Below are 26,550 nucleotides of genomic sequence, written 5' to 3'. Positions count from 1 at the left end.
CGGCCTCTCAGGCGGCTTGGCGACCTTTGCGGTCGAGATAGATGGAGACCTCGGCGGCGATCGCTTGCGCGTCGACGCCGGCGCCGCCGATGAAGTTGGAATCGCGCTTGCGCAGAAAGCGGAAGCCGAGCGCGTAGAGTCCGGGAACGCTGGTGATCCCGCCGCGGTGCGCCAGCTCGCCATCCGGCCCAACCGCCGACGGCTCCAGCCAGTCGAACGAGCGGGCATAGCCCGTCGCCCAGATCACCGTGCCGGTCGCCCCCTCCGACAGCGAAAGCCGCTGGCGGCGCGCAGAGGGCGTCGCCACCGGCTCGCGCCGGCCGGGCCGCGCGGCGCCGGCGAAGCGGTCGATCTCGGCAAGCAGCCGCCCCTGCTTCGCGTCCGCCGCCGCGATCTGCGCGGCAAGATCGTCGGCAAAGGCAATCTCGCGGTTGGCTATGCCGCGCACGCGGCCGGTGAGCTCGACGCCGAGCGCCTGCAGCGTGGCAAGGTCGACATCGGCCTTGTCCGGTCGTCCGGCGAGTTGCAGCGAGGGCTGCCGCCTGGCGCTCTCCGGATTGGCAAGTCCGTCGAGCGGCTGGGCCATCACGCCCATCTGACAGAGCCAGAAGAAGATGTCCTTGCCGCGCCACAGTCTCGGCAGGCGCGTATGCTTGCCGACGGACAGCATCACACGCCGGCCGGCGCGCGCGAGCTCGTCGGCGATCTGCACGCCGGAAGATGAGGCGCCGACGATCAGCACCCCGCCGGGCGGCAGCTCGCCGGGAGAGCGATACTGCGAAGCGTGGATATTCAGCGGTCCGCCTCTGGTCTCGGACACAAAGGGCATCATCGGCCGGTCGCAATGCCCCGTCGCCACCACTACGACCCTGGCCGACCAGTCGCCGGCGCTGGTGGAAAGCGCGAAGCTGCTGCCGGTCCGCCTGCAGGAGGTGACCTCGACGCCGCATTCCACCGGCACCTGCCAGCGGCTTGCATAGGTTTCGAGATCATGGACGAACACGTCCTTTGTCCTGAAGCCGTCGGGGTCCGGGCCGTCATAGGGCGAGCCGGGCAGGCCGTTCAGCCAGTTCGGCGTCAACAGCCTCAGCGATCGCCAGCTCTGCGTGCGCCAGCGCTCGCCGATGCGGCCGCGCTCCAGCACGACATGGTCGATTCCGGCGCGGCCAAGGCAATGGCTGAGCGCAAGCCCGGCCTGCCCGCCGCCGATGATGACGACGTCAGCATGTTTCATGGCTCTGTTCCGAGGCCCTGGGAGAGACGGTCCGGATTTCTCCGAACCGTCGCTTCAGCTAACGCATTTCGCCCAGAAGTGTGCAGCGGTTCTGGGACAACGACATGCGTCAAAACAAAGAACTAAGGCGCGTCGCCTGAACCGTTTTCAGGACGACGCGCTTTAGGTCACTGGATGGTCTTGATGCCGACCGTGACCGGCACGCCGTTGGTCAGCACGTCGAACACGGCCGAGCGTGCGCGGGCCTGCTCGACCAGCTGCTCAAGCTTCTCGGCCGGTGCGTCGCCCTCGACCTCGAACGACACCTGGATGTTCTGGAAGCCGTTGCGTACCTCGTCCGAGATGCCGAGGATGCCGCGCAGGTCGATGTCGCCGTCGACCGAGCACTTCACGCTGGTGAGCTTGATGCCGCGCGCGGCGGCGATGTTGGCGAGCCCCGCCATCAGGCAGCTCGCCAGCCCATGCAGCAGCCACTCGACAGGGGTCGGGGCGTTGTCGGCGCCGCACAGGATCGCCGGATGGTCGCTGTCGGCATAGAAGGGCTTCTCGTGCTTCTGCTCCTGGCCGGCGCCGTGGAAGCCATGCATGACGCTCTTGCTGTGGGTGCCTTCGATCCACTCGTTGTGGGCGCGGAACTGGAACTTCGCCAGCTCCGGCTGACCGGCGACGAAATTGATGGTCGCCAGGAGGTTCGGTGTGTCGACGCCGTTGAGCGGAACGCGGGCAGGTTTGGTGTTAGGTTGCATGTCACTACTCCGAAGGTTGCTTTGCGGCTTGGTTGCCGTGACGGCTTCCTTTCTGACGCCGATGCGTTTGAACGAGAGTGGATGGCAGCGTGGAATTTCTGGTGCGCCCACCGTGGAAATTGCATCGCCCGTTTCATTTGGGCGGGCAGCCGCGACCGGTCCCAATGCCGGCAATGCTTCGCGCCGGAACGCGAAAACCCCGGCGAGCCGGGGTTTTCACCAGCCTTCCGGCCGGCCGCCGATGCAGTCGTTCATCCGCTTCAGGCATCCGTCCTGCCGGCTGCGGCGAGCGCGGCGCGCGTGGACGTGTAGTGCTCGATCTGCGAGCGGCTGATGCCCATGTCTTTGAGCAAATAGTCCGGCATGGCGCGCAGCGCGGCGCGATCGCTGCGCATCCGCATGGCGTGATAGGCCAGCCGCAATCCGCGGCGGGCAGAGCCGAACAGGTTGAAGCCCGTGCGGTCGGTTTCGTACTGCAAACGATCCATCGTCGTCATTGTCGTCTCCATTGTTGCGAGCGCGTTCATTCGCGCCGTCGATGGGGACAATGACGTACGGGCGAGGGAGCCAGCGTTGGAGGCGACGTCGAAATTGCCGTGGAATCGTGAGGAGGGAGATTACCCGCTCCGCTGCCCTCATTGGACTTGCCCCGGCACAACCCCATATTGAATCCCAAGGAGCTTTGAGGCGTGAAACTCGCGCGGGTGGCCCTTCTGGCAGCGGCTTTCATGGCCGCCGCGGCGGTTTTCCCCTTCTCCTCGGCCGAAACGGCGGGGGAGAGGATGGCCTTGAGCATCGCGATTGACGGCGCCATCGGTCCGGCGAGTTCGCGCCAGCTCAAGGAAGCGCTCAAGACCGCGGCCGAGCGCAACGCCGGGGCTCTCATCCTTCAGCTCGACACGCCCGGCGGCCTCGTCACCTCGATGCGCGAGATGATCGCCGATATCCTGGCATCCCCCGTTCCCGTCATCGGCTATGTCGCGCCCGCCGGCGGTCATGCGGCGAGCGCCGGAACCTATATCCTTTACTCGACCCATGTCGCGGCGATGGCGCCCGGCACCAATCTGGGCGCCGCGACTCCGGTCGAGATCGGCGGGCTGCCCTCGCTTCCCGGCGGTGAGAAGGACGACAAGGACACCGGGACGCCAGCCGGGGACCCGATGACGGCCAAGGCGACCAACGACGCGGTGGCGCTGATCCGCTCCCTCGCCGAACTGCGCGGGCGCAATGGCGACTGGGGCGAGAAGGCGGTTCGCGAGGCGGCGAGCCTCTCGGCAGGTGCGGCGCTGCAGCAACATGTCATCGACTTTGTCGCCCGTGACACGGCGGAGCTGCTGCAGCTCGCCGACGGCCGCACCGTCGACGTGGCCGGCAAGAAAGAGGTGCTGGCGACGAAGGGCCTGGCCGTCGAGGTCCTGGATCCCGGCTGGTTCATCCGGCTTCTCGCGGTCATCACCGATCCGAACGTTGCCGTCCTCCTGATGCTGATCGGCTTCTACGGCATCGTCTTCGAGGTCACGAGCCCAGGTGCGGTGGCGCCTGGCGTCATTGGCGCCATCTGCCTCGTACTCGGCCTCTACGCGCTCGATCTCTTGCCGATCAACTATACCGGTCTCGCCCTGATGCTGCTCGGCGTCGCCTTCCTCATCGTCGAGGCTTTCAGTCCGACAGTGGTGCTGGGTGTCGGCGGCGCGGCCGCCTTCCTGCTCGGTGCGGCCATGCTGCTCAAGGTCGAGGGGCCGGGCTTCGCCATATCGTGGGCGGTCATCGGCCCCGCCGCGGCGCTGACGCTGGGCCTCGCGCTGCTGGCCGGCAGCTATCTTTGGGCGGCGCGCCGCAATCCGCCGCGCGTCGGCGGCGGGGCCATGCACGGTCTTTCCGTGAACGTTCTCGACTGGGAAGGCGGAGAAGGTCATGTGCTGGCGCTCGGCGAGCGCTGGCGCGCCAAGGCCGAGGAGCCGATCGCGCCCGGAGATCGTGCTGAGGTGACCGCCGTCAGCGATCTCGTGCTGACGGTGCGGCGGCGTGGTGCAGGTCACAACGGAGCGGGAAACGACGGAGCAAAACGATGACGCTCGGCTATGTCGCCTATCTGATCCTCGCGCTGCTGGTGATCATGTTCCTGTCGGCGGCGATCCGCATCCTGAGGGAATATGAGCGCGGCGTGGTCTTCACGCTCGGCCGCTTCACCGGGGTCAAGGGGCCCGGCCTCATCCTGCTCGTTCCCTTCATCCAGCAGATGGTGCGCGTGGACCTGCGCGTTGTGGTGCAGGACGTGCCGCCGCAGGACGTCATCTCGCGCGACAATGTCTCGGTCAAGGTCAACGCGGTGCTCTATTTCCGCATCGTCGACGCCGAGCGGGCGATCATCCAGGTCGAGGATTTCATGACCGCCACCAACCAGCTGGCGCAGACCACGCTGCGTTCGGTGCTCGGCAAGCACGAGCTGGACGAGATGCTGGCCGAGCGCGACAAGCTCAACAGCGACATCCAGGACATCCTCGACCAGCGCACCGACGCCTGGGGCATCAAGGTCTCCAATGTCGAGATCAAGCATGTCGACCTGAATGAGAGCATGGTCCGGGCCATCGCCAAGCAGGCAGAGGCCGAGCGGCTGCGGCGCGCCAAGGTCATCAACGCCGACGGCGAGCAGCAGGCGGCGGCCAAGCTGGTCGAGGCCGGCCGCATGCTGGCGGCCGAACCGCAGGCCATGCAGCTGCGCTATTTCGAGGCCCTGCACGACATCGCCGGCGAGCGCTCATCGACCGTGGTCTTCCCGCTGCCGATGGATCTGCTCAGCCAGTTTTTGAAGGGCCAGAGCCAGGGCAAGTGATCTCCCCCTCGAGGGGGAGATGCCCGGCAGGGCAGAGGGGGTCGGTCCGACTGGACTCGGCCTATTGCGACGGTTGTAGGTTGGCGCCCCACGCGCGGCGACCCCCTCTGTCGCCTTCGGCGACATCTCCCCCTCGAGGGCCCTCGAGGGGGGAGACAAGGCCGGCGCTAAATCAACTTCTCCAGCGTAATCGGCAGGTCCCGCACCCGCTTCCCCGTCGCGTGGAACACCGCGTTGGCAATCGCCGGCGCGACGCCGACGATGCCGAGCTCGCCGACGCCCTTGCCGCCCAGCGCCGAGGAATGCGGGTCGGGGATGCCGACCGAGATCGTCTGGATATCCGGGATGTCGGCATTGGTCGGCAGCATGTAGTCGGCGAGATTGCCGTTGACGATCCGGCCATGGCGGCGGTCGACGATGCCTTCTTCCAGCAGCGCCTGGCCGATACCCATGATGATGCCGCCCTTCCACTGGCTCTCCGCCAGCTTGGGGTTGTAGAGCCGGCCGGAATCGAGCGCCGACACGACGCGCGACACGCGCACCGTGCCAAAATCCTCGTCGACGCGCACCTCGACGAAATGCGCGCACCAGGAGTGGCGGGAATAATCGCCCTCGGTGTGTGGCAGCGCCATGGCGATGGTAGTGTAGTTGTTGTAGCGCTGCTCCGGCGTGAAGCTGGCCGGGACAGTGTCGCCCTTGGCCTCGATCTTTTCGCGACCGAGGGCGCGCATCAGCTCGGCGATCGAGAACTCCGGGCCGTCACCGCGCGGCGAGGCGATGCGGCCACCCTTCACTTGAAGCGTGTTCGCCTGCAGCCCATGGAAGGGCGAGCGCGGATCGGAGAGCGCCAGCCCGATCAGCTCGTCCAGCGCCTGGCCCGCCGCCTTGTAGACGGCGCCGGTCATGACCCCGGCAAGCCGCGAGCCGCCGGTGACGCCGGCGCGGGCGAAATGGGAATCCCCCAGCCTCACCGACACCTTCTCTACCGGCACGCCAAGCGTCTCGGCCGCGGTCTGCGCCAGGATCGTGTAGGTGCCCTGGCCCATGTCGATGGAGGAGCTCTCGACCTCGACCGAGCCGTCGGCCAGGAGCTTCACCACGGCCTCGCCATAGGCGCGCCGAACCGGATAGGTGCCGGCCGCGACGCCCCAGCCGATGAGCTGGTGGCCGTCACGCATCGAGCGCGGCTCGCGCGAACGCTTCGCCCAGCCGAAGGCTTCCGCGCCGGCGGCAAAGGCCTCCCGCAACTGCCTTGTCGACCACGCCTTCTTTGCGTGGGGATCCTGCTCGGCATAATTGATCAGCCGCATCTCCAGCGGGTCGATACCGAGCTCATGGGCGAGCTCGTCGATGGCGCATTCGATACCGAAGGCGCTCGGGTTCTCGCCCGGCGCGCGCTTCGCCCCCGGCACCACCGTGTTCACCCTGACCACATTCTGTTTCGAGGAGAAATTGGGCGTCGCATACATGATCGAGGTGACGGAGCCGAGCGGCTCGACCCACATGCCGTCGACCGCCGTCTCGTTGACGCCGCGATGCACGATCGACTGGATGCGGCCCGCCTTGTCGGCGCCGATCGCAACCGTCTGGCGCGTCGCGGCGCGGCCGCCATAGGAGGTGAAATTCTGCGGGCGGTTGAGCACCAGCTTCACCGGGCGTCCGAGCATCTTTGCCGCCGCCGCCGCCACCGCGCTGTGCGCGAGCGCCAGCGCCTTGGAGCCGAAGCCGCCGCCGATATAGGGCGAGACCAGCCGCACATTCTCGAACGGCACGCCGAACCATTCGGCATAGGTGCGCGCCATGCCGTCGAGCCACTGGCTCGGTTCCCAGATGGTGAGCTGGTCGCCCTCCCAGCGCGCGATCAGCCCGTGCGGCTCCATAGCCGCCTGGAACTCGCGCGGCGTGTTGTAGGCGGCGCAGACGCGCACCGGTGCCTCGGCAAAGGCGGCCTCGGCGTCGCCCCATTCCTTGGTCATGGCGTCGACCGGAATACCGTCGCTGCCGTCGCTCAGGTCGACGACTGCCGGCGTCTCGTCATAGCTGACCTTGACCAGCGCCGCGGCGGCGACGACCTGCTCGAAGGTCTCGGCCACGACGGCAGCAACGTGCTGGCCGGAAAAGGTGACCTCGCGCACGAGCGGGCAATAGGTTTCTTCGGACGGCTGTCTGCCGAACCAGTCCGATGCCGAATTCAGTTCCATGATGGTCTCGGGCGTCAGCACCGCGAGCACGCCTGGCGCGGTTTCAGCCGCGCGCGTGTCGATGCCGGTGACCTTGCCGGCGGCAATCGTCGCGCCGACCAGCACCGCATGGGTCAGCCCTTCGAGCTGCTGTTCGAACGCGTAACGCGCGGCGCCGGTGATCTTGGCCGGGCCGTCGACGCGCGACAGGCGCCCGCCCACCGCTTCGAGGCGCGCGCTGTCGGAGCCTGCGTGTTTCATGTCATGAACGGTCATGCCGTTTCTCCCAATTGGAGGATGGCGCGCGCGATCACGCGGGGCGCCAATGCGATCTTGTAGTGGTTGGCGCCGTGGTCGACGGCGCCCTCCATGACGAGCTCGCTCGCCTTGCGAACGGACGCTTCGTCGAGCGGCTTGCCCTTCAGCGCCTCTTCGACGGCGCGCGCCCGCCACGGTTTCGTCGCGACGCCGCCGACCGCGACGCGGATGTCGCGTATGGTGCGGCCGTCGCCCTCGAGCTCCAGTCCGACGGCAGCGCTCGCCGCCGCGAACTCATAGGACTTGCGGTCGCGGACCTTGAGATAGGTCGACCGCCGGGCCGCGGCCGAGCCCGGGATCTCGATGGCCGTGATCAGTTCGCCGGGGCGGATGTCGTGCTCGCGTTCGGCCGTGGCGCCAGGGGCGAGGAAAAAGTCCTCGACCTTCAGCTTCCGCTCGCCAAGATCGACCTCGGCGTCGAAGGCGACAAGCGCGATGGCAAGATCGCCCGGATAGGTGGCGATGCAGGCTTCGCTGGTGCCGAGCACCGCATGGCCGCGCGTGACGCCGCCGATCGCCGAGCAGCCGCTGCCCGGCTCGCGCTTGTTGCAGGCCGGGAAGTTCTGCGGATCGCGGAAATAGGGACAGCGCGTGCGCTGCATCAGGTTGCCGCCGATGGTCGCCATGTTGCGCAGCTGCGCCGAGGCCGCCTGCCACAACGCTTCCGAAACCGCCGGGAAGTGGCTTTTCACCTCGGCGTTGTCGGCGACATGGCTCATCTTGGCCAGCGCGCCGATGACGGCGCGGTCGGCGGTTACATCAATGGCGTTGAGCCCCTCGATATGGCTGATGTCGATGACGGTGGCCGGTTCGGCGACGCCGCATTTGGCGAGATCGATGAGCGTCGTGCCGCCGGCAAGCAGCATGGCGCCGGGAAGGGCGGCCGCGTTGCGGGCGGCCTCGACGCTGTCGGCGCGAAGATAGGAAAAATCTCTCATGAGCGGAGTCCCTCGGCTGCCTGGCGGACGGCGGCGACGATGTGCGGATAGGCGCCGCAGCGGCACAGATTGCCGGCCATGTATTCGCGGATCTCCTCGTCGGAGCCGGCATGGCCCTCGCGGATGCAGGCCACCGCCGACATGATCTGTCCGGGCGTGCAATAGCCGCACTGGAAGGCGTCCTGTTCGAGGAAGGCGGCCTGCACGGCGTGCAGCGTGCCGTCTTCGTCGGCGAGCCCTTCTATTGTTGTGATCGAGCGTCCCTCGACCTGGGCGGCGAGCGTCAGGCAGGCCAGCACCCGCTCACCGTCGACATGAACGGTGCAGGCGCCGCACTGGCCCTGGTCGCAGCCCTTCTTGGTGCCGGTGAGGTGGAGCCGCTCGCGCAACGCGTCGAGCAGGGTAACCCGCGGCTCGATATCGAGCGCGTGGTCACGGCCGTTGATGGTGAGGTGGATGGACAAGGTGGTGGGGCTTGCGCCATTGCTGGCCTGGCCGTTCCTGAAATGGCCGTCTTCGGGAGGATCGATGATCGTCTGGCTGGTCATGAGGCGTCGGGCTCCGATTGCTGGACGCTAGGGGGAGGGAAATGGGGCTTGGGAGGAGAGGGGCAAGGCGTCGAAGCAGCTAATCTCCCCCCTTGCGGGGGAGATGCCCGGCAGGGCAGAGGGGGTCGTCTCACGTAGAGCGCCAACGCCCTCGCGCGTCGCGCGCCAGCAAGGCGTTTCACGCGCGGCGACCCCCTCTGTCGCCTTCGGCGACATCTCCCCCTCGAGGGGGAAGATTAGGCGCTTACACCGTGACATATCGCTTCCCATGATTATATGATAAGACAACTCCACTAAAACGGAGGCGCCTCCGTTTATTTACGTGGGGGCTGACCCGGATGGGTTCAAGCCCCATATTGCGACAGTGGAGAAAAAACTGACTGAACAGCCCTCGGAGCCTGCCGAAAAGCCTGAAACGCCGGCCCCAAAGCCGCTGCGCGCCGATGCGCGGCGCAACCGCGACAAGCTTGTCGAGGCGGCGGCGCAGGCGTTTGCCGCCGAGGGTGTCGATGCCTCGCTGGAGGAGATCGCCAAGCGGGCAGGAGTCGGCATCGGCACGCTCTACCGGCATTTCCCGACGCGCGAGCATCTGGTCGAGGTGGTCTACCGCCGCGAGGTGGAAGCGCTCTGCCATGCGGCCGAGGAACTTGCCGGCGCTCATCCGGCCGATGTGGCGCTGGAACTCTGGATGCAGCGCTTCGTCGACTATATCGCCACCAAGCGCGGTCTGGCGACAAGCCTGCGGCTGTTGCTCACCACCAACTCGACGCTGTTCTCCGATACCTCAGGCCGCGTATCCGGCGCGCTGAAGGGGCTGGTCGAACAGGCCGCAGCTGCGGGGAAGATCCGCGCCGACGTCGATGCGTCGGACGTGCTGCATGCGCTGGCCGGCATCTACTCCGCCCCCAACACGCCCGACTGGCGGGACCGCTCGGGGCGGCTGGTGAAGCTCTTGATGGATGGGCTGAGGTTCGGGGCATCGGACGCGGCGAAAGCCGGCTGAAGCTCGGCTAGCCGGGAGCGCTTTGTCTGGTCCGGTTCCTAGCTGGTGATCCAATCCGCAAAGGCCGACATCGCGGCGGTCGGTTCCCTGGACTTCAACTTGGTCAGCCAGTAGCTGCCGAGCGATATGGAGGCCTGGAAAGGGCGCCTTATCGACCCCTTGCTCAGTTGTCGCGAAAACATCAGCGCCGGAGCCAGCGCAACGCCTGCCCCTTGTTCGGCGGCTTCCATCATCGCCAGTGAAGAATCGAAGACGATCGCGCTCGCGAAGTTCGCAGGCGCTTCCATGCCGGCGGCCTCGAACCAGCGGCTCCATTCGTCCTGACGGTAGCTGCGCAGCAAGGTAAGCGCGCCGAGGTCCTGCGGCGCGTGAAGCGTCGCCGCCAGCTCCGGCGTGCAAAGCGGCGTCAGAGGTGCTTCGAAAAGTTCCGTCGCATCAAGGCCATTCCAGGCGCCATTGCCGAAGCGGATCGAAAAATCCAATCCCTCGGCCGCCAGGTCGACGCGGTTGTTGTTGGTGGACAGGCGCAGCTCGACGAACGGATGGGTGCGCCGGAAGTCTTCCAGTCTCGGAAGCAGCCAGCCGACGGCGAAGGTTCCGACGGCGCCGACGACGAGCGGTTCGCGCAGTTTTCCAGATCCGACCCGCTCCAGCGATCGCGCCAGGCGGTCGAAGGCGTCGCCGACGATCGGCAGCAGAGCCTCGCCTTCCGCCGTGATCTTGAGGCCGCGAGGCAACCTGCGAAACAGCTGCACGCCGAGCCGCTGTTCGAGCGATCGAACCTGCTGGCTAACGGCGGCCTGCGTCACCGCCAGTTCGATGCCGGCACGTGTGAAGCTGAGATGCCTGGCCGACGCCTCGAAGGCCCGCAATGCATTGAGCGGCAGGTAAGGTCGAACCATCGATGCCCAAGATTATCTTATAGCTGTTGCGATTTATCATCGTTTGTAGCCGGTTCGAAGGGGTCATAAACCCGCAATCGTCCGATCCAGAGGGAGCAGATCATGTGCAGCCGGCTTCGCTTCACCATCGCTGCCGTCGTCCTCGCCTGCGCCCCGGGCAGTCTGTCGGGCGCTCGCGCCGCCGATCAGGACGCCAAGATAAGGCAGCTCGTCGATGAGGCGGTGAAGCCGGTGATCGCGCAGTACGGCATTCCGGGGATGGCCGTCGCCGTGTCCGTGAACGGCGAGCGCTTCTTCATCGACTATGGCGTGGCCGAAAAGGACACCCGGGCCGCCGTCACGCGCGATACATTGTTCGAGCTCGGCTCGATCAGCAAAACCTTCACCGCGACGCTCGCGGCCTATGCCGAGGTCGAGGGCAAGCTGGCGCTCGGCGACAAGGTCGGCAAGCACATGCCCGAGCTTCAAGGCAGCGCGCTGGGCGATGTCAGGCTGCTCGACCTCGCCACGCACACGGCCGGCGGTTTCCCGCTGCAGCTGCCCGATACGGTGAAGACGCAAAAACAGCTCATCGCCTATTATCGCCAATGGAAGCCGCAATTCGCGGCCGCCACCACCCGCACCTACGCCAACCCGAGCATCGGCCTGCTCGGGATGGCCACCGCCAAGGCGATGGGCGCGAGCTTCCCGGCGCTGATGGAAAAACGGCTGCTGCCGGAACTCGGCTTGCGGCGAACCTACGTCAACGTCCCGGCCGCACAGATGAAATCCTACGCCTGGGGCTATAACCGCAACGACAAGCCCGTCCGCGTCACCCCGGCATTGCTCGCCGAAGAGGCCTACGGGATCAAGTCGAACGCAGTCGACATGATCCGCTTCATCGAGGCCAACATGGGCATCGGCAAGGTGCCGGACGATGTCGCACGCGCGCTCGAAGCCACCCACACCGGTTATTTCCGCGCTGGCGAACTCATCCAGGATCTGATCTGGGAGCAGTATCCCTATCCGGTCGACCTGGCGAAGATCGTCGCCGGGAATGCGCCCAGTATGCTTCAGCCGATCCCTGCAACTGCGATCGAGCCGCCGATGGCGCCACGCGCCGACGTGGTGCTCAACAAGACCGGCTCGACGAACGGCTTCGGCGCCTATGTCGCCTATGTCCCGTCGAGGAAGATCGGCATCGTCATGCTGGCGAACAAGGCTTACCCGAATGAGGCGCGAGTCAGGGCGGCCTACCAGGTGCTGTCGCGGCTCACCGACTAGCCGCGCGTCCGATCGCTTCGGCGCTCCTTGGCCAATGCACTTTTCACCGGCGCTCCGCCTGCGCCCCAAAAAAACCTGCCCAAAATGGAGAAACAGATGACCTCGATCACCCGGCGTTCAGCGCTTGCCGGCGCATTCGCATCCTTGCCGATCGTCCGTATCCAGGCGGCGACGCGGCCGGGCAAGGCCGATGTGGTGGCCGCGACCAAGGCGGTCGAAGCGCTCGAAGCCAGGAATGGCGGGCGCCTGGGCGTCATGATTCTCGATATCGGGACCAACGCCGCGATCGAGTACCGGGCGGACGAGCTGTTTCCGATGACCAGCACCTTCAAGTTCCTCGCCGCCGCGGGCGTGCTCAAGGCCGTCGATGACGGCAAGGCCAAGCTCGACGACCGCATCGTCTATGCCGCATCCGATGTCGAGCAGGGCTATTCGCCGATCACGAAGGACCACGTCGGCGATGGCATGAAGCTCGAGGATGTCTGCGCCGCGGCGGTCGTCTGGAGCGACAACACCGCCGGCAACCTGCTGCTCAGGGTGCTCGGCGGGCCGCAGGGCCTTACGCGCTTCGCACGCTCGCTCGGCGACGATGTCACCCGGCTCGATCGCACCGAGCCGACGCTGAACACGGCCATCCCCGGCGACAAGCGCGATACGACCAGCCCGAGGGCGGCGCTTGGCGACGCCAGGCGCATCCTGCTGGGGGACGCGCTGTCGCCGGCATCTCGCAAACGGCTCGAGGCCTGGCTGATCGAAGACAAGGTTGGCGCGGCGCGAATTCGTGCCGGGCTGCCCGCAACGTGGGGCATCGGCGACAAGACCGGCAGCGGCGACAACGGGACGACCAACATCGTCGCAATCCTTTGGCCGCCCGAGGGCGCGCCCATTCTCGTGGCCGTCTATTACACCGGATCCACCGCGCCGCGGGCGTCGCGCGAGGCAGTCCACCGCGATATGGCCCGCATCATCGTCGAGACGTTCGCGGGATAGTGCGGCCTGGGCGGCGTCGCCGACGGCCGTACGGGACCAAACTCGGCGACGGCAGCGTTTATGTTTTGAGGCGTTGAAACTGCCAATCTCCCCCCTTGCGGGGGAGATGCCTGGCAGGGCAGAGGGGGGTGCTGTCCCGCCAGCCTGTCAATTCTTGGCAGTCCCACATTCATCCTGTCGGTGAACCGATCCGGCCAACGGTAGCGTTCCTTCGCACCCCCCTCTGGCCTGCCGGCCATCTCCCCCGCAAGGGGGGAGATTAGCGGCTTCGGCGTCTCGCCTTCTCCTGTTGCCGGAGAACGGCTAGGCTTCGTGCCAAAGCACCCCCAGGAGCCCACCCATTCCAAAGCCCACCTTCCTCGAAATCGCCCGCCGCGCCGGGGTCGGCACGGCGACGGTGGAGCGCGTTTTGAACGGCAGGGGCGGGGTGCGCCCCGAGACGGTCGAGAAGGTGGTGGCGGCGGCGCGCTCGCTCGACTATCCGCGCCGACTGCCCGAAGCGCATCGGGGCGTCATCCGCATCGAGGTGATCCTGGTCAGGCCCGACGCCACCTTCTTCGCGCGCCTCTCCCGCGCCTTCGAACGCATCGCGGCGACGCTCGACCGCTCGATCGCCGTCCACCGCACCTTTCTCGACGAGGCCAATCCGGCGGCGATCGCCAAGCGCATCCTCGAACCGGAGATGCGGCGCGCCGCGCTGATCCTCGCCGTGCCCGACCATCCGCTGGTGAGCGCGGCGGTGGCGAAGCTGGAGGCGGAAAACATCCCGACGGTGCAGATCGTCACCCAGATCTCCGGCACCAAGAGCACCTATGTCGGCATCGACAATTACGCCGCCGGCCGCATGGCGGGGCTGCTGATGGCGAAGATGCAGCGGCGGCCGGGCAAGGTGGTCGCGATCTGTCACAGCCAGATCTATCGCGTCCACCGCGACCGCGTACGGGGCTTCTTCGACTATCTGATCGACGAGGGGCGGGATTTCGAGCCCATCGCCACCCTGTTCGGTTTCGACAAGGGCGACCGCAATGCCGAGCAGTTGCATGAGGCGTTTGTGCGCTGGCCCGACCTTGCCGGCCTGTACAATGCCGGCGGCGCCAACACGGCCCTGAACGAAGTGCTGCGCCGGCACCCACGCGGTCGCGACGTCTTCTTCGTCGGCCATGAACTAACCGAGCGCAGCACGCGCGGCCTGCATGACGGCACGATGGACGTCGTGCTCGACCAGGCGCCGGAGGCGCAGGCGCGCCGCGCCATCGACCTGGTGCTGGCGGCGCTCAACCTGCACGACCTGCCGGTCGATAACCCGCCGATCCGCTTCATCACCTTCACTGCCGAGAACCTTTGATCTGATTTGATCAAGGTTGCGCGAGCCTTGGCCGGCATCGCGGTGCTAACTCGACCGCGAACGGGAGACGAGCATGTGCGAATTCTCCCCCTCATCCGGCCGCTGCGCGGCCACCTTCTCCCGAGCGGAGAAGAGGGCCGGCACCGACGCAGCCTGGCTCCTCTCTCCCTGGGGAGAGGTCGGATGGCCCCGAATTGCGCTTCGCAAGTCGGCTGCCAATCCGGGTGAGGGGGACCTTTCACAAGCCTGATCGTCCGCCCGCGAACGGGAGGATCATCGGTGGCAAGACGCTTGACGGCCTACGACCTGCAAACCGCCAAGGGCAGCAGGAAATGGCTGCAGCTGCATGTCGACACGCCGGCCGAGGCGGCGGCCGCGGTCGCCTGCGACATCGTCATCCTCTCCTGCGAGCCCGACCACAATCTGGAATCGATCCGCCAAGCGGCGCCTCACGCGTTCCTCTCCGTCGGCATGCCGCATGGCGCGGTCGCGTCGCCGGACGAGGCGGTGCGGCTGGGCTTCGCCATGATGAAGCGCGGCGCCGACGCGGTCTATTCATCGCACTCGCCGCGCTTCATCGAGGCGATGGCGGCGGAGGGCATTCCCGTCACCGGCCATGTCGGCCTGGTGCCGAACCGCGCCACCTGGACGAATTTCCGAGCCGTCGGCCGCACGGCGGAAGAGGCCTTCAAGGTGCTGCGCGCGGCCAAGGACCTGGAGAATGCGGGTGCGGCCTGCATCGAGGTCGAAGTGGTGCCGGTCAGGCTCGCCGACCACATCACCCGCTCGACGCCGCTGATCACCATGGGCATGGGCTGCGGCACTGCCTGCGACACGCAGTATCTGTTCTCCTGCGACGTGCTGGGCACCCACACCGGCCACTATCCGCGCCATGCCAAGCGCTATGCCCACTTCGTCACGCTGGAGGCCGAGCTGCAGGAAAGGCGCATCAGTGCGTTCCGCGCCTTCGGCCGCGACGTGGCCGAAGGCAGCTACCCGGAAGCGAAGCACCAGGTGGACATGGACGATGCCGCCTATGACCGCCTCCTCACGCTCTCTCAATCGCTGTGAGACCAGCCATGGACGACCTGCAATACGGCACGCGCAACAAGAGGGGCGATTGGGCCCCGAACGAACCGGCCGGCACCGCGCCGCTCTTTGCGTTTCCGCCGCGACCGCTGGCGCTGCTGAAGTGGCTGCCGCATTATTTCCTGCCCTACAACCTGCTCTTCGCCCTCTCGGCAGTGGTGTGGTGGCGCTACGTGCTGCCGGACGTCGAGACGATGAAGACGCTCGCCATCGGCTGGATCCTGCGCCTGTTCATCGTCAACTGCGCGGCGCTGCTTGTCTTCTTCGGCGCTTTCGAGCTTCGACTCTACATTTTGAGAGCCCAGGGCAACCGCTTCAAATACAACGGCAAATGGCCCTCGGAGCAGAAGAGCAAAGCCTTCTTCTTCGAGAACCAGAACATCGACAACATGCTGCGCACCTTCGGCACCGGCATGCCGATCTGGACGGCGATCGAGGTGGCGATCCTCTACGCCTACGCCAACGGCTACGTGCCGTGGCTGACCTTCGCGGAGAACCCCGTCTACCTGTTCTGCCTGGCGCTGGTGGTGCCGATCATCCACGAGACGCATTTCTTCCTGCTGCACCGGACGATCCATTTGGGGCCGCTCTACAAATGGGTGCATTCGGTGCACCACAATTCGGTCAACCCGTCGCCCTGGTCGTCGCTGTCGATGCATCCGGTGGAGCAGCTCGGCTATCTCGGCGTCGCCTTCTGGCACCTGATCATTCCGTCCAACCCGCTGCTGGCGCTCTACCAGCTCCACTATGCCGGCTTCGGCGCGATCCCGGGCCATGTCGGCTTCGACAAGGTGGAACTGACCGAGGACAGATCGGTGGATAGCCACGCCTATATCCATTACCTGCACCACAAATATTTCGAGGTGAACTACGGCGACGGCCTGATCCCGTTCGACCGCTGGTTCGGCACTTTCCACGACGGCAGCAAGGACGGCGAGGCGCGCATGCAGGCCCGCTACGAGAAGAAGAAGGCGCGCGCCAACGCCGCCGCGAAATGACAGCTGCAGAGAAAGCCACGTGGCCGGCCTGAGCCGCCCGCTTCAACGATCCCGAAAGGGCCGGCGAACAAGACAGGAGTGAGCCGGCACTCCAAATCCAGAGGGAGGAAACCCGTGAAGAAGCTTCTCATCTCGACGGCGCTCGCCGCTTTGATGGCGACCGCGTTCGCGACTGTCTCGACCGGCGCCTTCGCCGCCAAGCTCGGCGTCTCGATCGTCAACTTCGACAACAATTTCCAGACGCTGCTGATGCATGGCATGCAGGCCCGCGCCAAGGAGAAGGGTGCCGAGATCCAGGTCGAGGACGCCCAGAACGACGTCGCCAAACAGCTCGACCAGGTCAAGAATTTCATCGCCAGCGGTGTCGACGCCATCATCGTCACGCTGGTCGACACCAATGCCTCGAAGACCATGAGCGAGGAAGCCGCCAAGGCCGGCATTCCGCTGGTTTTCGTCAACCTCGAGCCATCGGACATGAAGAACCTGCCGGAGAAGCAGGTCTATGTCGGCTCGAACGAGGTCGAGTCCGGCACGCTGGAAGCTTTCGAGGTCTGCAAGATGCTGCGCGCCAAGGGCAAGTCGGCCGGCGCTACGGCCTACATCATCATGGGCAGCTTGGTGCATCAGGCGGCGCTCCAGCGCACCAAGGATGTCGAGCAGATCTTTTCGACCGACATGTGCAATTTCATCAAGGTCACCGACAAGCAGTCGTCCGAATGGTCGCGCGACAATGCGCAGAACCTGATGACCAACTGGCTGACTGCCGGCCCGGCGCCCGACGCCGTCATCGCCAACAACGACGAATCCGCCATCGGCGCCATCCTGGCGCTCAAGGCCAACGGCGTCGACCTGAAGAACGTCGTGGTCGGCGGCATCGATGCCACCCAGGACGGGCTCCAGGCGATGAAGGCCGGCGAGCTCTCGGTCACGGTGTTCCAGAACGCCAAGGGCCAAGGCGGCGGCGGTGTCGATGCGGCGCTCGCGCTTGCCAAAGGCGAGAAGGTCGACCGCGTCGTCTATGTGCCGTTCGAACTGGTGACGCCCGCCAACGCGGCGGAATACCTGAACAAGAACTAGACCCGGATCATCGGGGCGGCCGGCTTCGCCGCCCCGATGGGTTCGCCTCAATCTGAAGGCAAGACAGATCTGAAGGGAAGAAAAATGACCGGTTGGATCAGGGCCTGCGGGCTCGACGACATCGAACAGGAAGGCGCCCGCCGCTTCGACCATGGCGGCAAGACCTATGCCGTCTTTCGCTCGCCCGACGACGAGGTCTTCTGCACCGACGGGCTTTGCACGCATGAGGCGGTGCACATCGCCGACGGCCTGGTCATGGACTACGAGGTCGAATGCCCAAAGCACGCCGGCGCCTTCGACTACCGCACCGGAGCCGCCAAGCGCCTGCCGCCATGCATCAACCTCAGGACCTATCCGGCGAAGGTCGAGGCGGGAGCGGTGATGGTGGCGGTGGGCTGAAAAGCTCCCCTTCTCCCCTTGTGGGAGAAGGTGGATCGGCGCGCAGCGCCGAGACGGATGAGGGGTGTTCCAGCTTGGCGGCCACGACGACAGCGCAGCGACATTCCCCAGCGCCTCACTCCGTCCAGCACCCCTCATCCGTCGCCTTCGGCGACACCTTCTCCCACAAGGGGAGAAGGAAAGAGGCGCTAAATCCCCTCGCCATCCACCAGCGGCACGTCGTCGCCTTCCCAGGGGCTCGGCAACGAACCTCGCCCCGCCGTGGGCAGCGGCATCCAGCATCTGAGCTCCGGCTCGGCATACTCGACGACGCGTCCGGGCGATGAATCCGACGCCCGCCAGCCTTCCTCGCCGAACTGGTCGGCGCGCGACCAGTAGGCCATGTCGACCTCGGCCGGTCCCTGTTCGGACGAGCGCACCGTCACCAGGATGCGACTGCCGTCCCGCGGCGCGCTCGCCATGTTGCGCCAGTGGTCGGTCTCGTCCATGTGGTCTCCTCCCAAGAAGCTTCGTGGCAATAGTCGCCGCCCGCCGGGGAGGGGTCAACCCGAACTTGGCGCGAGACAGAAATATCGTTCACGGCTAATATGTTCGCCGACCGCAATCGGACGGACGACGATGGGCGAAGGGTTGCCTCAAGCCACCCGTCTCGGGCCGGTCCATCTCAGGGTGACCGACATCCCGGCTGCCTTGATCGTCTGGCGCGACACGATCGGATTGGCGGTCCTCGGCGAGGATGCCGCCACGGCGGAGCTCGGCGCCGGCGGGCGGAAGCTTATCGTGCTCCACCCCGGAGCGCAGATCGCCCTGCCGCAGAAATCGCGCGATCTCTTCCATGTCGCCATCCATGTGACGAGCCGCCGCGACCTCGCCCACACCGCCGCCCGGCTTAAGGCTTCCGGCTTGCGCTACAGCGCCCAGGACCACCTGGTTTCGGAATCGCTCTACGTTTCCGACCCGTCCGGCAACGGCATCGAGATCTGCTTCGACACGCCGGAACGCTGTCTGCGCCGCGAGGTGTCGGCCGATGGCCGCGTGGCGCTGATCGGCACCGACGGCAGCGCGCATTCCGGGCTCGAGCCGCTCCATCTCCCGGGCCTTTTGCGCGACCTCGGCAATTCCGGCCATGTCGAGCAGAGGATGGCGAAGAACGCCTTCATCGGCCACATCCATATGCGCGCCCGCGCGCCGGAAGAACTGATGGAATTCTATGTCGGTGTGCTCGGCTTCCGCCCGCACATCCAGTCGAGAAGTTTCGGCATGTTCGACTGCGGCACCGGGAGCCGGCCGCATATGGTCGCCTTCAACATCTGGGCGCGTGACGAGCTGCGCGAGCCGCCGCCGGGTGCCGCCGGCCTCGACCATTTCACGGTTGAGCTTGCATCGGTCGAGGAGCTGGCTGCGCTGGAACGCAGGCTCGATGCCGCCAACCTGCCGCCGAAAAAGATCGGCGGTGCCGTGGAGACCGCGGACCCGGAAGGCAATCGCTTGCGGTTCGTGCTTCGGGAAGGTTGATCGCGCCGCAGCCGACGATTGGGGAAGACAAGTGGGAGGAGGGGAGAATGACCATCAGGGTGATAGGAACCGGCTTCGGCCGCACCGGCACGGATTCGATGCGCGAGGCGCTGACCATGCTCGGCTTCGGCCCGTGCCATCACATGTCGGAGGTCATGGCGCATGCGGAGCAGAAGCGGCTCTGGCGAGCGCTCGCCCAAGGCGCCGCGCCGGATTGGAATCGGCTGTTTGCCGGTTATAAATCCTGCGTCGACTGGCCCTCGGTGCATTACTGGCGCGAGCTGATCGAAGTCTTTCCGCAAGCGCGCGTCATCCTCACCTGGCGCTCGCCGGAAAGCTGGTGGGAGAGTTTCGCAAAAACCATCCTGCCGGCCGTCATTGACAGCCAGGATCAGGAGTCGTTGGGCGTCGCCCTTGTCACGAAGCAGGTTTTCGGCGGCCGCCCGCAGGACCGCGCGCATGCGATTGCCGTCTATGAGGCCAATATCGAAGCGGTGCTGAAGACGGTGCCGGCCGAGCGCCTGCTGGTTCACAAGCTGGGCGACGGCTGGGCGCCGCTCTGCGCCCATCTCGGCGTTCCGGTGCCGGACGAGCCCTATCCCAACCGCAACACCACGAAGGAGTTCCGGACGGCGCTTTCGTTGAATTGAAGGGAAGGGAGGGGAATAGGGGAATAGGGGAAAAAGGTACTGGCATCCGATGCGCGGAGTTCACGAATTCTGATCTTCCCTACTCCCATATTTCCGTTCCGCAGGAAGGAACACCACCATGATGAGCCATTTGGACACCACCTTCCTGACCGCGTCGCAACTGGCGGCGGCGATCCGCGAGAAGAAGGTCGGCGCTGTCGAGGCGATGGAGGCGCAGCTTGCCCGCATCGCTGTCGTCAATCCGCTGCTCAACGCCATCGTCACCCTCGACGAGGAGGCGGCCCGCGCCGGAGCGCAGGCCGCGGATATGGCGGTCGTGCGAGGCGAGGCCGTCGGTCCGCTCAACGGTGTGCCGGTCACGCTGAAGGACGGCCATGCCACAGCCGGCATGCGCACCACCATCGGTTTGGAAGCCTTTTCCGGTCATGTCCCGGCGACGGACAGCACGATTGCCGCGCGGCTGCGCAAGGCCGGCGCCGTCATCATCGGCAAGACCAACGTGCCGCCCAGGCTGCGCGACCTGCAGACCGACAATCCGATCTTCGGCCGCACCGTCAATCCGTGGGACGTTACCCGCACGCCCGGCGGCTCCAGCGGCGGCGCGGCGGCCGCGGTCGCCGCCGGGCTGGTGCCGCTCGAGATCGGCAGCGATGCCGGCGGCTCGATCCGGATGCCGGCGCATCTGTGCGGCGTCTATGGCTTCAAGCCGACGCAGGCGACGGTGCCGATCACCGGCAGCTACGCCGATCCGCCCGACCTGCCGCGCAGCTTCCGCCTGCTGTTCGACATCGGGCCTTTGGCCCGCGACGTCGACGATCTCATCCTGGCCCACCGCATCATCGCCGGCGCCGACGGTCTCGACACCGAAGTGCCGCCGGTGGCGACGGACGAGGCGCCGGAGCCGCCGCTGGGGACGCTCAGGGTTGCCTTCGCGCCCGAATTTCCCGGAGTGCCGACCGCGCTCGACATCGCCGACGCGATCGCAGGCTTCGCGGGCGCCATCGAGGTCGGCGGCGCGCGGGTAGGGCAGGCATTGCCGCAGCACGATTTCGCGGCCGAGCGGGCGCTGTTTTCCGATCTCATCACCTGGTATTCGCAGGTCTTCCGGCAGCCGCGCGAAACCTCGCCCTCGCTGGCCGCCTATCTCGAGGCGCTCAACCAGCGCGACGAATTCATCGCTGCCTGGGAGCGGTTCTTCGACGGGTGGGACGTGCTGGTCTGTCCGGCGATGATGTGCACGGCCTTCCGCCACCGCGAAATGGGTGCGCCGATCCCCGTCGACGGCATCGAGACGCCCTACTGGAGCGGGCTCAGCCACGCCTGCCGCTTCAACCTGACCGGGCATCCGGCCGCCGTCATTCCAATCGGTGTCGACCGGGAGGGCCTGCCGATCGGCGCCCAGCTGGTCGGCCGCCGCCATTCGGACATGAAGCTGCTGGCCGTGGCGAAAGCGCTGGCGCGTCTCACCGACGGTTTCGTCAGGCCACCGGGATTGTGAGCGCGTGGAAACGGCGGGCTGCCTGAAAGACCAAGGGCCGCCGCCCCAGGCTCAAACATGCACGTCGCCGAACGACAGTTCGCCGTCGTCGGCGCGCATCAGGAAGGCGGCGGCAAGCATCCCGAGATAGAATACGACGACGCCACAGACCACCACGACGCCGGGGATGGGACCGAGCGTCGCCACGCGAAAGGTGTCGAGCAGCGAGGCGCTGAAGCCGATCGGCGAGCCTTCACGCTGCAGGCTGGGCGTGGTGATCTTCAAGACCCAGGCAAGCATCAGGATCGTGTACATGAAGACGTAGTTTCGCCGCAGCCTCCGGACCAGCGCCGCGCGCTGCGAGATGAGGAAGCGCGGCGAGCGCAGGCCTTCGCCGAGGATGGCAAGCCAGTTGGAGGCGAAATCCGGCTGCGGCGAAAAGATCTGCGCAAAGTAGTAGCGCTCGAACTGACGCACCCGCGCCCGATAGACGTCGAAGAACCGGTAGCGCCGCGCTTCGATCCATAGAAGCAGCGTGATGAGCAGCATGGCGAAGAGCAGCACGCCGTGATGCGCCGAAGGCGTCGACAGCGACACGGACAGCATCGCCGCCACCACGGTGATTGCCCAATTGCTGGTGCGGTCGAGCCGGTCGCGCCAGCCCGCCATGCGCGCGATCTCCGCGCGGTGGAAATGCGACATGGTGGTTGCGAATTCGGAGGAAGTGAGCTTCAGCGCGAACGCATCGGAGCCCCTTGGCGGCGCCGCTGCTTCGGCTGGCTTTACGGTCTGGACCTGCGACATCCCCTTGCCACGTGCCTCCCGCCGTGGCCGGCCGTTGAGCCGGCCACACCCCATATAGCACAATGTGGGGCCGGCAGAAATGTTCCTGCTGACGCTCTCCGACGGAAGCTCTTATGCGCTCAGCCAGACCCGTTCGGCCACGCGATGATCGCTGAGCAGGAAGTTGGGATTGGGAACGAAACCCCTTACCTCCTGGCGCGCCGCGTCGATCCAACTGGCGAAGGCCGGGATGATGGTCGGGCACTCGTCATGGATCATCTGCTGCAGCTCGAAATAGACGTCGCGGCGTTTCGCCGGATCGGCCAATGAGCGCGACTCCGTCAGCCGTCTGTCGAAGCTGTCGTTCTTCCAATGCGTTTCGTTCCACGGCGCGCCCGAGGCGTAGACGGAGGAAAACATCATGCTCGCCGATGGCCGCCCGGCCCAGAAGGAAGCCACCCATGGCTTCTTCAGCCACACGTCGCTCCAGTAGCCGTCATCGGGCTCGCGCTTGACATTGATGGTGATGCCGGCGGGCTTGGCCGATTGCGCGAAAAGCTCGGCCGTGTTGACCGCCTGCTCGAACGCCACGGGGGCGGCGTGCAGCTCGAGGGTAAGATCGCTCTTGCCGGCTTTCTTGAGGTGAAAACGGGCCTTGTCCGGATCGTAGGCGCGCTGCGCGATGTTAGGATTGAAGCTCGGATCGCTGGCAGCGATCGGATGGTCGTTGCCGACCCGTCCGAAGCCGGCCATCAGCAGCTTCACCATCTGCTCACGGTCGAGCGCGAGCTTGAGCGCCAGCACGACATCGGGGCTGTTGAACGGCTCCTTCGTGGCGTCCATCGGCAGCGAGAAATGCTGCTTGCCTTCGGTGACCAGCAGATAGGCGCGGGGGTCCTTCTTGAGCAGCGGTGCGATCTTGTAGTCGATGCCGTTGACGATGTGCACCGAGCCGCCTTGAAGAGCCGAGACGCGTGCCGCGGCGTCGTTGATCACGACCGTCTCGACCGTGTCGACATGGCCGCGATCGCTGCGCCAGTAGGTCTCGTTGCGGGCGGCGGTGGCGTGCACGCCGGGCTGGAAGGCGGTGAGCTTGAACGGACCGGTGCCGATCGCTTTCGACCAGTCGGCGAAGCCTGCGGGCACCATGGCGAAATGCAGATCCGACAGCACATAATCCATGTCGGGATTTGGCGATTTGAGCAGGATCTCGACTTGCGTCGGCGAGATGGCCCGCACTTCCGCGACGTCGGCGACCAGCCCTTTGGCCTTCGACTTGGTCTTGTCGCCGATATGCAGGCCCAGCGAGTATTTGACGTCGTCGGCGTCGAACGTCTTGCCGTTGTGAAACTGCACGCCCGGCCTGAGATTGAGGATCCAGCGCATGTTGCCGTCGCTGGCTTCCCAGCTTGCCGCGAGCTCCGGCGCCGGCTTGCCGTCATCGCCGATCTCCACCAGCGTGTTGTAGACCTGCCGCGACACGTTGATGGAAAAAGTGCCGATCAGCTGCGTCGGGTCCAGCGTGTCGGCGGAGCTGCCGCCGTTGAGGCCAAGGCGCAGCGCGCCGCCTTTGCGCGGCGCCTCGGCAAGGCCGGTATGTGGAAACGCCGCCGTGGCGAAGGCAGCCGCAGCGGCCGTCTTGATGAAGCTGCGGCGGTTCATGCTGTCCAGGCTCGAGAAGACGCTTCTGTCGTTCATGTCATTCTCCCATTGGTTCAGTACGCGCCAAGGACTTCGTTGACCATCAGCGGCTGTGGCGGCAGCCGCCGGTCGAGAACCGCGCTCAGTGCGCGCGCCTGCGCGCCGAGTGCTCGCTCGGGGAACAGGTTCCAGTGCTCCCAGGGGTCTTCGCGAAGATCGAACAGCTCCCCCCAGGCCGGCTGGTTGGGATAGCGGGTGAACCGCCACTCCTTGGAGATGATCGACTGATTGTAGAGGCAGGCGTCACGTCGCGGATGATATTCACCGAACAGGAAGTCGCGGACGTCGGCGACCCGGCCGTCGATCAGCGGCTTGAGATCGGTGCCGTCGGTCGCGGGCGCCGGCAGGCCGAGCAGCGATGCGATGGTCGCGAACAGGTCGAGGTGGCTGGTCAGCGCATCGAGGCTTGTTCCGGCGCGGATGCCTGGACCGCTAAGAACCAGCGGGACCTGCAGCAGTTGTCGGTAGGGCGGTGGCCCCTTGCGCAGCAGCCCGTGGTCGCCGAGCAACTCGCCATGATCGGCGGTAAACAGCACGAAGCTGTCGTCGAGCACGCCAACGTCGTCCAGTGCGACGAGCAGCCGCCCGACGGCATCGTCGATCATCTGGATCATGCCATGCGTGTGGGCGATTGCGATGGCCAGCGTTTCGTCGGAGATATCGTCGGTGCGCAGGAGGAAGCCCTGCTCGCGCGGCTGCTCGCCGGAGGCGATGTAGGGCACTTTGGTCGGATCGTCGCCTTCGCCGAGATAGGCCGGCATCCGCTCCAGCTCGCCCGCCCGGATGGTCGGCGTGGGCATCAGCTCCGGTCGGAACAGGTCGCAATAGGGCCGGGGCGGGGCGAAGGGGTGGTGCGGGTCCGGAAACGAGACGAACAAGCCGAACGGCTCTGCCTGCTTGCCCTGGCGCTCGATGAAGTCGATCGCCCGATCCGCGATCCAACTGGTGTAGTGCAACTCGGGCGGCACCGCGCTTTTCCAGACTTCGTTCAGATCCTGCGCCCGGCTGTCGGGACTGGCGTCGGGCTCGTAGAGGTCCACCACTTCGGGGTGGTTGCGCTTGAGCCAGGCGGCGTAGTGGCCGGCGCGAGTGGCTTCGTTGGCTTCGCCCATGACGAGGTCGACGGCATCGAAGCCGAAATAGGGACCCTGCCAGTCCTCGCAGCCCGGCCTTTCCCAATAGGCAAGCGATTCCGGCATGTCGCGTTCGACGGGCGCGAGCAGTGGCTGAAAGTGCAGCTTTCCGACGCCTTTTGTGGCGTATCCGGCAAGCGACAGCGCCTGCCACAGATTAGGGAGCTGACCGTCGAGCGCCACGCCGTTGCGCCACAATCCGTGATGGCGTGGATAGAGCCCTGTTGCCATGGTCGCTCGGCTTGGCGAGCAAATCTGGTTAGGCGTGAAATGCCGATGGAAGGTTGCGCCGCGCGCGGCGATGCGGTCGATGTTTGCGGTATGGGCGACGCGGTTGCCGGTGACCGAGAGCGCGTCGTAGCGCATCTGGTCGGCACAGATGAAGATGACATTGGCTCGCTTCACGACGGCTCCGTCCGTTTCTGCCAAGCTTGCAGCTAGGGCCCGAAACGCAGCGAAATCAAAGATCAAGATTTTGGTCCGGTATGTGCTAATCCTATACCGGGAGGAAGAGATGCGTTTTTCCGGGCTCAGCGTTCGTCAACTGGAGGCCTTCGAGTCAACGATGGTGGCCGGCTCCGTGTCGGGCGCTGCGATCGCGCTCAACGTCTCGCAGCCGAGCGTCAGCCGGCTGCTGCAGGAGCTGGAGATCGACACCGGCCTCAGCCTGTTCGATCGATCGCACGGTCGGCTGGTTCCGACCGAGCAGGGCCTGCTGTTCTACGGCGAGGTCGGCAAGACGTTTCATGGCGCGCGCAATCTGATCATGGCGGCGCAGGAGATCAGGGAACTGAAGCGCGGCGTCGTGCGCATCGGCACGCTGGCGGCGATGTCCTTCAAGATCGTGCCGGAAGCGATCCAGCAGCTTCGGACGCGCTTTCCAGAGGCCAGGACCACCATCGCGGTGCGGAGCTCGACGGAGATCGTCTCCTCCGTCGCCTCGCGCCTGACCGACGTCGGCCTGGTGGACGCGGGCGTTTCCTTCCTGGATGCCAAATGCGTCGCCACTTTCGAGCGCAATAGCGTTTGTGTCATGGACCAGAGGCATCCGCTTGCCGAGAGCGAGCGCGTCCGGTTGGAGGATTTTTCCCTCTATCCGTTCGTGTCGCTGGGCGAGCTCTATTTCCGCCGCAGCCGCGACGGCGCGAGGCTGCTCGAAGTGACCGCGGCCAACACCGTCGCCGACATCTTCCAGTCATTCTTGGCTTGCGCGCTGGTCAGGGGCGGCCGCTCGCTGGCTGTGGTCGATCCGTTCACTGCGGGCTTCTATTCCGAGTTCGGACTGGCACTCAGGCCAATCGAGTTCGACATTCCGTTTCGCATCTCGATCATCGTCAATGATCGGTCGGCGACGGGCGCGGCGGCCGGCAAGGTCATCGAGGCGATGACCGATCTGATCGGCCGTTAATCATCATTGCCGGCCGCCGG

General features: G+C 66.0%; 25 protein-coding genes. 14 read left to right on the top strand and 11 right to left on the bottom strand.

Annotated elements, in window-relative coordinates; genetic code table 11:
• Positions 1–7: 7 nt before the first annotated feature.
• The 3 genes from CK222_RS19070 to CK222_RS19060 form a co-directional block, all read right to left on the bottom strand.
• Entirely contained in the window at positions 8–1,234 is a 1,227-nt protein-coding gene (locus CK222_RS19070) for an NAD(P)/FAD-dependent oxidoreductase (protein ID WP_095801427.1), read from the bottom strand.
• Positions 1,235–1,401: 167 nt separating this feature from the next.
• A complete protein-coding gene (locus CK222_RS19065) occupies positions 1,402–1,980 on the bottom strand; it encodes an OsmC family protein (RefSeq protein ID WP_095801426.1) in 579 nt (192 codons plus the stop codon).
• 260 nt (positions 1,981–2,240) lie between these two features.
• Positions 2,241–2,477, bottom strand: coding sequence for a DUF1127 domain-containing protein (locus tag CK222_RS19060; protein WP_164746786.1), 237 nt, complete (start codon positions 2,475–2,477; stop codon positions 2,241–2,243).
• A gap of 192 nt (positions 2,478–2,669) precedes the next feature.
• On the opposite strand from CK222_RS19060, the gene CK222_RS19055 reads away from it, so the two are divergent.
• Together CK222_RS19055 and CK222_RS19050 are read left to right on the top strand one after the other, a co-directional pair.
• Complete coding sequence (locus tag CK222_RS19055; RefSeq protein WP_095801425.1) at positions 2,670–4,052, top strand: nodulation protein NfeD; 1,383 nt, start codon at positions 2,670–2,672, stop codon at positions 4,050–4,052.
• Positions 4,049–4,813: a slipin family protein gene (locus tag CK222_RS19050; protein WP_095801424.1), complete on the top strand. Its 765-nt coding sequence runs from the start codon at positions 4,049–4,051 to the stop codon at positions 4,811–4,813. The genes CK222_RS19055 and CK222_RS19050 overlap by 4 nt, the downstream gene beginning before the upstream one ends.
• Before the next feature lie 167 nt (positions 4,814–4,980).
• Here CK222_RS19050 and CK222_RS19045 read toward each other — a convergent pair whose 3' ends face one another.
• The 3 genes from CK222_RS19045 to CK222_RS19035 are packed head-to-tail and all read right to left on the bottom strand — an operon-like array spanning position 4,981 to position 8,797.
• A complete protein-coding gene (locus CK222_RS19045; protein WP_095801423.1) occupies positions 4,981–7,269 on the bottom strand; it encodes a xanthine dehydrogenase family protein molybdopterin-binding subunit in 2,289 nt (762 codons plus the stop codon).
• A complete protein-coding gene (locus CK222_RS19040) occupies positions 7,266–8,249 on the bottom strand; it encodes a xanthine dehydrogenase family protein subunit M (RefSeq protein ID WP_095801422.1) in 984 nt (327 codons plus the stop codon). Before CK222_RS19040 ends, CK222_RS19045 begins: the two co-directional genes overlap by 4 nt.
• The gene (locus CK222_RS19035; RefSeq protein WP_095801421.1) at positions 8,246–8,797 is read right to left on the bottom strand and encodes a (2Fe-2S)-binding protein; all 552 of its coding nucleotides are present in this window, start codon (positions 8,795–8,797) and stop codon (positions 8,246–8,248) included. Before CK222_RS19035 ends, CK222_RS19040 begins: the two co-directional genes overlap by 4 nt.
• A 376-nt stretch (positions 8,798–9,173) precedes the next feature.
• On the opposite strand from CK222_RS19035, the gene CK222_RS19030 reads away from it, so the two are divergent.
• Positions 9,174–9,800 carry a TetR/AcrR family transcriptional regulator gene (locus CK222_RS19030; protein WP_095801563.1) on the top strand — a complete coding sequence of 209 codons (627 nt, stop codon included), beginning with the start codon at positions 9,174–9,176 and terminating at the stop codon, positions 9,798–9,800.
• Between the two features lie 38 nt (positions 9,801–9,838).
• On the opposite strand, the gene CK222_RS19025 is transcribed toward CK222_RS19030, so the two are convergent.
• Positions 9,839–10,702 (bottom strand): LysR family transcriptional regulator, encoded by an 864-nt coding sequence (locus CK222_RS19025; RefSeq protein ID WP_095801420.1) that lies wholly within the window; start codon positions 10,700–10,702, stop codon positions 9,839–9,841.
• A gap of 102 nt (positions 10,703–10,804) precedes the next feature.
• Between CK222_RS19025 and ampC the strand changes: the two genes are divergently transcribed.
• From ampC to CK222_RS18990, 7 genes are all read left to right on the top strand, one after another.
• Positions 10,805–11,965 (top strand): class C beta-lactamase, encoded by a 1,161-nt coding sequence (gene ampC / locus CK222_RS19020; protein WP_095801419.1) that lies wholly within the window; start codon positions 10,805–10,807, stop codon positions 11,963–11,965.
• A gap of 96 nt (positions 11,966–12,061) precedes the next feature.
• The gene (gene bla, locus CK222_RS19015; protein WP_095801562.1) at positions 12,062–12,955 is read left to right on the top strand and encodes a class A beta-lactamase; all 894 of its coding nucleotides are present in this window, start codon (positions 12,062–12,064) and stop codon (positions 12,953–12,955) included.
• Positions 12,956–13,295: 340 nt separating this feature from the next.
• Positions 13,296–14,300 (top strand): LacI family DNA-binding transcriptional regulator, encoded by a 1,005-nt coding sequence (locus CK222_RS19010; RefSeq protein WP_095801418.1) that lies wholly within the window; start codon positions 13,296–13,298, stop codon positions 14,298–14,300.
• A gap of 279 nt (positions 14,301–14,579) precedes the next feature.
• Positions 14,580–15,371 (top strand): 3-methyl-2-oxobutanoate hydroxymethyltransferase, encoded by a 792-nt coding sequence (locus CK222_RS19005; RefSeq protein ID WP_095801417.1) that lies wholly within the window; start codon positions 14,580–14,582, stop codon positions 15,369–15,371.
• A gap of 8 nt (positions 15,372–15,379) precedes the next feature.
• Positions 15,380–16,387, top strand: a complete 1,008-nt coding sequence (locus CK222_RS19000) for a sterol desaturase family protein (protein ID WP_067322428.1) — start codon at positions 15,380–15,382, stop codon at positions 16,385–16,387.
• Between the two features lie 114 nt (positions 16,388–16,501).
• On the top strand, positions 16,502–17,464 hold the full coding sequence (locus tag CK222_RS18995; RefSeq protein ID WP_095801416.1) for a sugar ABC transporter substrate-binding protein: 963 nt from the start codon (positions 16,502–16,504) through the stop codon (positions 17,462–17,464).
• 84 nt (positions 17,465–17,548) lie between these two features.
• Entirely contained in the window at positions 17,549–17,863 is a 315-nt protein-coding gene (locus CK222_RS18990; protein WP_067322435.1) for a MocE family 2Fe-2S type ferredoxin, read from the top strand.
• 188 nt (positions 17,864–18,051) lie between these two features.
• Here the strand turns inward: CK222_RS18990 and CK222_RS18985 are convergent, their stop codons facing one another.
• The gene (locus CK222_RS18985; protein WP_095801415.1) at positions 18,052–18,351 is read right to left on the bottom strand and encodes a hypothetical protein; all 300 of its coding nucleotides are present in this window, start codon (positions 18,349–18,351) and stop codon (positions 18,052–18,054) included.
• 130 nt (positions 18,352–18,481) lie between these two features.
• On the opposite strand from CK222_RS18985, the gene CK222_RS18980 reads away from it, so the two are divergent.
• The 3 genes from CK222_RS18980 (at position 18,482) to CK222_RS18970 (ending at position 21,526) form a co-directional block, all read left to right on the top strand.
• Positions 18,482–19,378, top strand: a complete 897-nt coding sequence (locus CK222_RS18980; RefSeq protein WP_095801414.1) for a VOC family protein — start codon at positions 18,482–18,484, stop codon at positions 19,376–19,378.
• Between the two features lie 47 nt (positions 19,379–19,425).
• Positions 19,426–20,028: a sulfotransferase family protein gene (locus CK222_RS18975; RefSeq protein WP_095801413.1), complete on the top strand. Its 603-nt coding sequence runs from the start codon at positions 19,426–19,428 to the stop codon at positions 20,026–20,028.
• A gap of 118 nt (positions 20,029–20,146) precedes the next feature.
• Entirely contained in the window at positions 20,147–21,526 is a 1,380-nt protein-coding gene (locus CK222_RS18970; RefSeq protein WP_245433092.1) for an amidase family protein, read from the top strand.
• A gap of 51 nt (positions 21,527–21,577) precedes the next feature.
• Here CK222_RS18970 and CK222_RS18965 read toward each other — a convergent pair whose 3' ends face one another.
• The 3 genes from CK222_RS18965 to CK222_RS18955 all read right to left on the bottom strand — a co-directional run bounded on the left by CK222_RS18965 (position 21,578) and on the right by CK222_RS18955 (position 25,527).
• The gene (locus CK222_RS18965) at positions 21,578–22,309 is read right to left on the bottom strand and encodes a DUF2270 domain-containing protein (protein ID WP_095801412.1); all 732 of its coding nucleotides are present in this window, start codon (positions 22,307–22,309) and stop codon (positions 21,578–21,580) included.
• 111 nt (positions 22,310–22,420) lie between these two features.
• Entirely contained in the window at positions 22,421–23,986 is a 1,566-nt protein-coding gene (locus tag CK222_RS18960; protein ID WP_095801411.1) for an ABC transporter substrate-binding protein, read from the bottom strand.
• Positions 23,987–24,003: 17 nt separating this feature from the next.
• Positions 24,004–25,527 carry a sulfatase-like hydrolase/transferase gene (locus CK222_RS18955; RefSeq protein ID WP_141247082.1) on the bottom strand — a complete coding sequence of 508 codons (1,524 nt, stop codon included), beginning with the start codon at positions 25,525–25,527 and terminating at the stop codon, positions 24,004–24,006.
• 109 nt (positions 25,528–25,636) lie between these two features.
• Here CK222_RS18955 and CK222_RS18950 point away from each other — a divergent pair, with 109 nt between their 5' ends.
• Positions 25,637–26,530, top strand: a complete 894-nt coding sequence (locus tag CK222_RS18950) for a LysR substrate-binding domain-containing protein (protein WP_176477675.1) — start codon at positions 25,637–25,639, stop codon at positions 26,528–26,530.
• Positions 26,531–26,550: the final 20 nt, after the last annotated feature.

The organism is Mesorhizobium sp. WSM3866, from assembly GCF_002294795.1.
GTDB lineage: Bacteria > Pseudomonadota > Alphaproteobacteria > Rhizobiales > Rhizobiaceae > Mesorhizobium.
This window is presented reverse-complemented; position numbering and strand designations above follow the sequence as displayed.

Excerpts from the sequence above, each read along its gene's own strand:
- CK222_RS19070 (WP_095801427.1), bottom strand. The coding sequence starts at position 1,234 with ATGAAACATGCTGACGTCGTCATCATCGGCGGCGGGCAGGCCGGGCTT.
- CK222_RS19065 (WP_095801426.1), bottom strand. The coding sequence starts at position 1,980 with ATGCAACCTAACACCAAACCTGCCCGCGTTCCGCTCAACGGCGTCGAC.
- CK222_RS19060 (WP_164746786.1), bottom strand. The coding sequence starts at position 2,477 with ATGACGACGATGGATCGTTTGCAGTACGAAACCGACCGCACGGGCTTC.
- CK222_RS19050 (WP_095801424.1), top strand. The coding sequence starts at position 4,049 with ATGACGCTCGGCTATGTCGCCTATCTGATCCTCGCGCTGCTGGTGATC.
- CK222_RS19045 (WP_095801423.1), bottom strand. The coding sequence starts at position 7,269 with ATGACCGTTCATGACATGAAACACGCAGGCTCCGACAGCGCGCGCCTC.
- CK222_RS19040 (WP_095801422.1), bottom strand. The coding sequence starts at position 8,249 with ATGAGAGATTTTTCCTATCTTCGCGCCGACAGCGTCGAGGCCGCCCGC.
- CK222_RS19035 (WP_095801421.1), bottom strand. The coding sequence starts at position 8,797 with ATGACCAGCCAGACGATCATCGATCCTCCCGAAGACGGCCATTTCAGG.
- CK222_RS19025 (WP_095801420.1), bottom strand. The coding sequence starts at position 10,702 with ATGGTTCGACCTTACCTGCCGCTCAATGCATTGCGGGCCTTCGAGGCG.
- ampC (WP_095801419.1), top strand. The coding sequence starts at position 10,805 with ATGTGCAGCCGGCTTCGCTTCACCATCGCTGCCGTCGTCCTCGCCTGC.
- bla (WP_095801562.1), top strand. The coding sequence starts at position 12,062 with ATGACCTCGATCACCCGGCGTTCAGCGCTTGCCGGCGCATTCGCATCC.
- CK222_RS19000 (WP_067322428.1), top strand. The coding sequence starts at position 15,380 with ATGGACGACCTGCAATACGGCACGCGCAACAAGAGGGGCGATTGGGCC.
- CK222_RS18990 (WP_067322435.1), top strand. The coding sequence starts at position 17,549 with ATGACCGGTTGGATCAGGGCCTGCGGGCTCGACGACATCGAACAGGAA.
- CK222_RS18985 (WP_095801415.1), bottom strand. The coding sequence starts at position 18,351 with ATGGACGAGACCGACCACTGGCGCAACATGGCGAGCGCGCCGCGGGAC.
- CK222_RS18980 (WP_095801414.1), top strand. The coding sequence starts at position 18,482 with ATGGGCGAAGGGTTGCCTCAAGCCACCCGTCTCGGGCCGGTCCATCTC.
- CK222_RS18975 (WP_095801413.1), top strand. The coding sequence starts at position 19,426 with ATGACCATCAGGGTGATAGGAACCGGCTTCGGCCGCACCGGCACGGAT.
- CK222_RS18970 (WP_245433092.1), top strand. The coding sequence starts at position 20,147 with ATGATGAGCCATTTGGACACCACCTTCCTGACCGCGTCGCAACTGGCG.
- CK222_RS18965 (WP_095801412.1), bottom strand. The coding sequence starts at position 22,309 with ATGTCGCAGGTCCAGACCGTAAAGCCAGCCGAAGCAGCGGCGCCGCCA.
- CK222_RS18960 (WP_095801411.1), bottom strand. The coding sequence starts at position 23,986 with ATGAACGACAGAAGCGTCTTCTCGAGCCTGGACAGCATGAACCGCCGC.
- CK222_RS18950 (WP_176477675.1), top strand. The coding sequence starts at position 25,637 with ATGCGTTTTTCCGGGCTCAGCGTTCGTCAACTGGAGGCCTTCGAGTCA.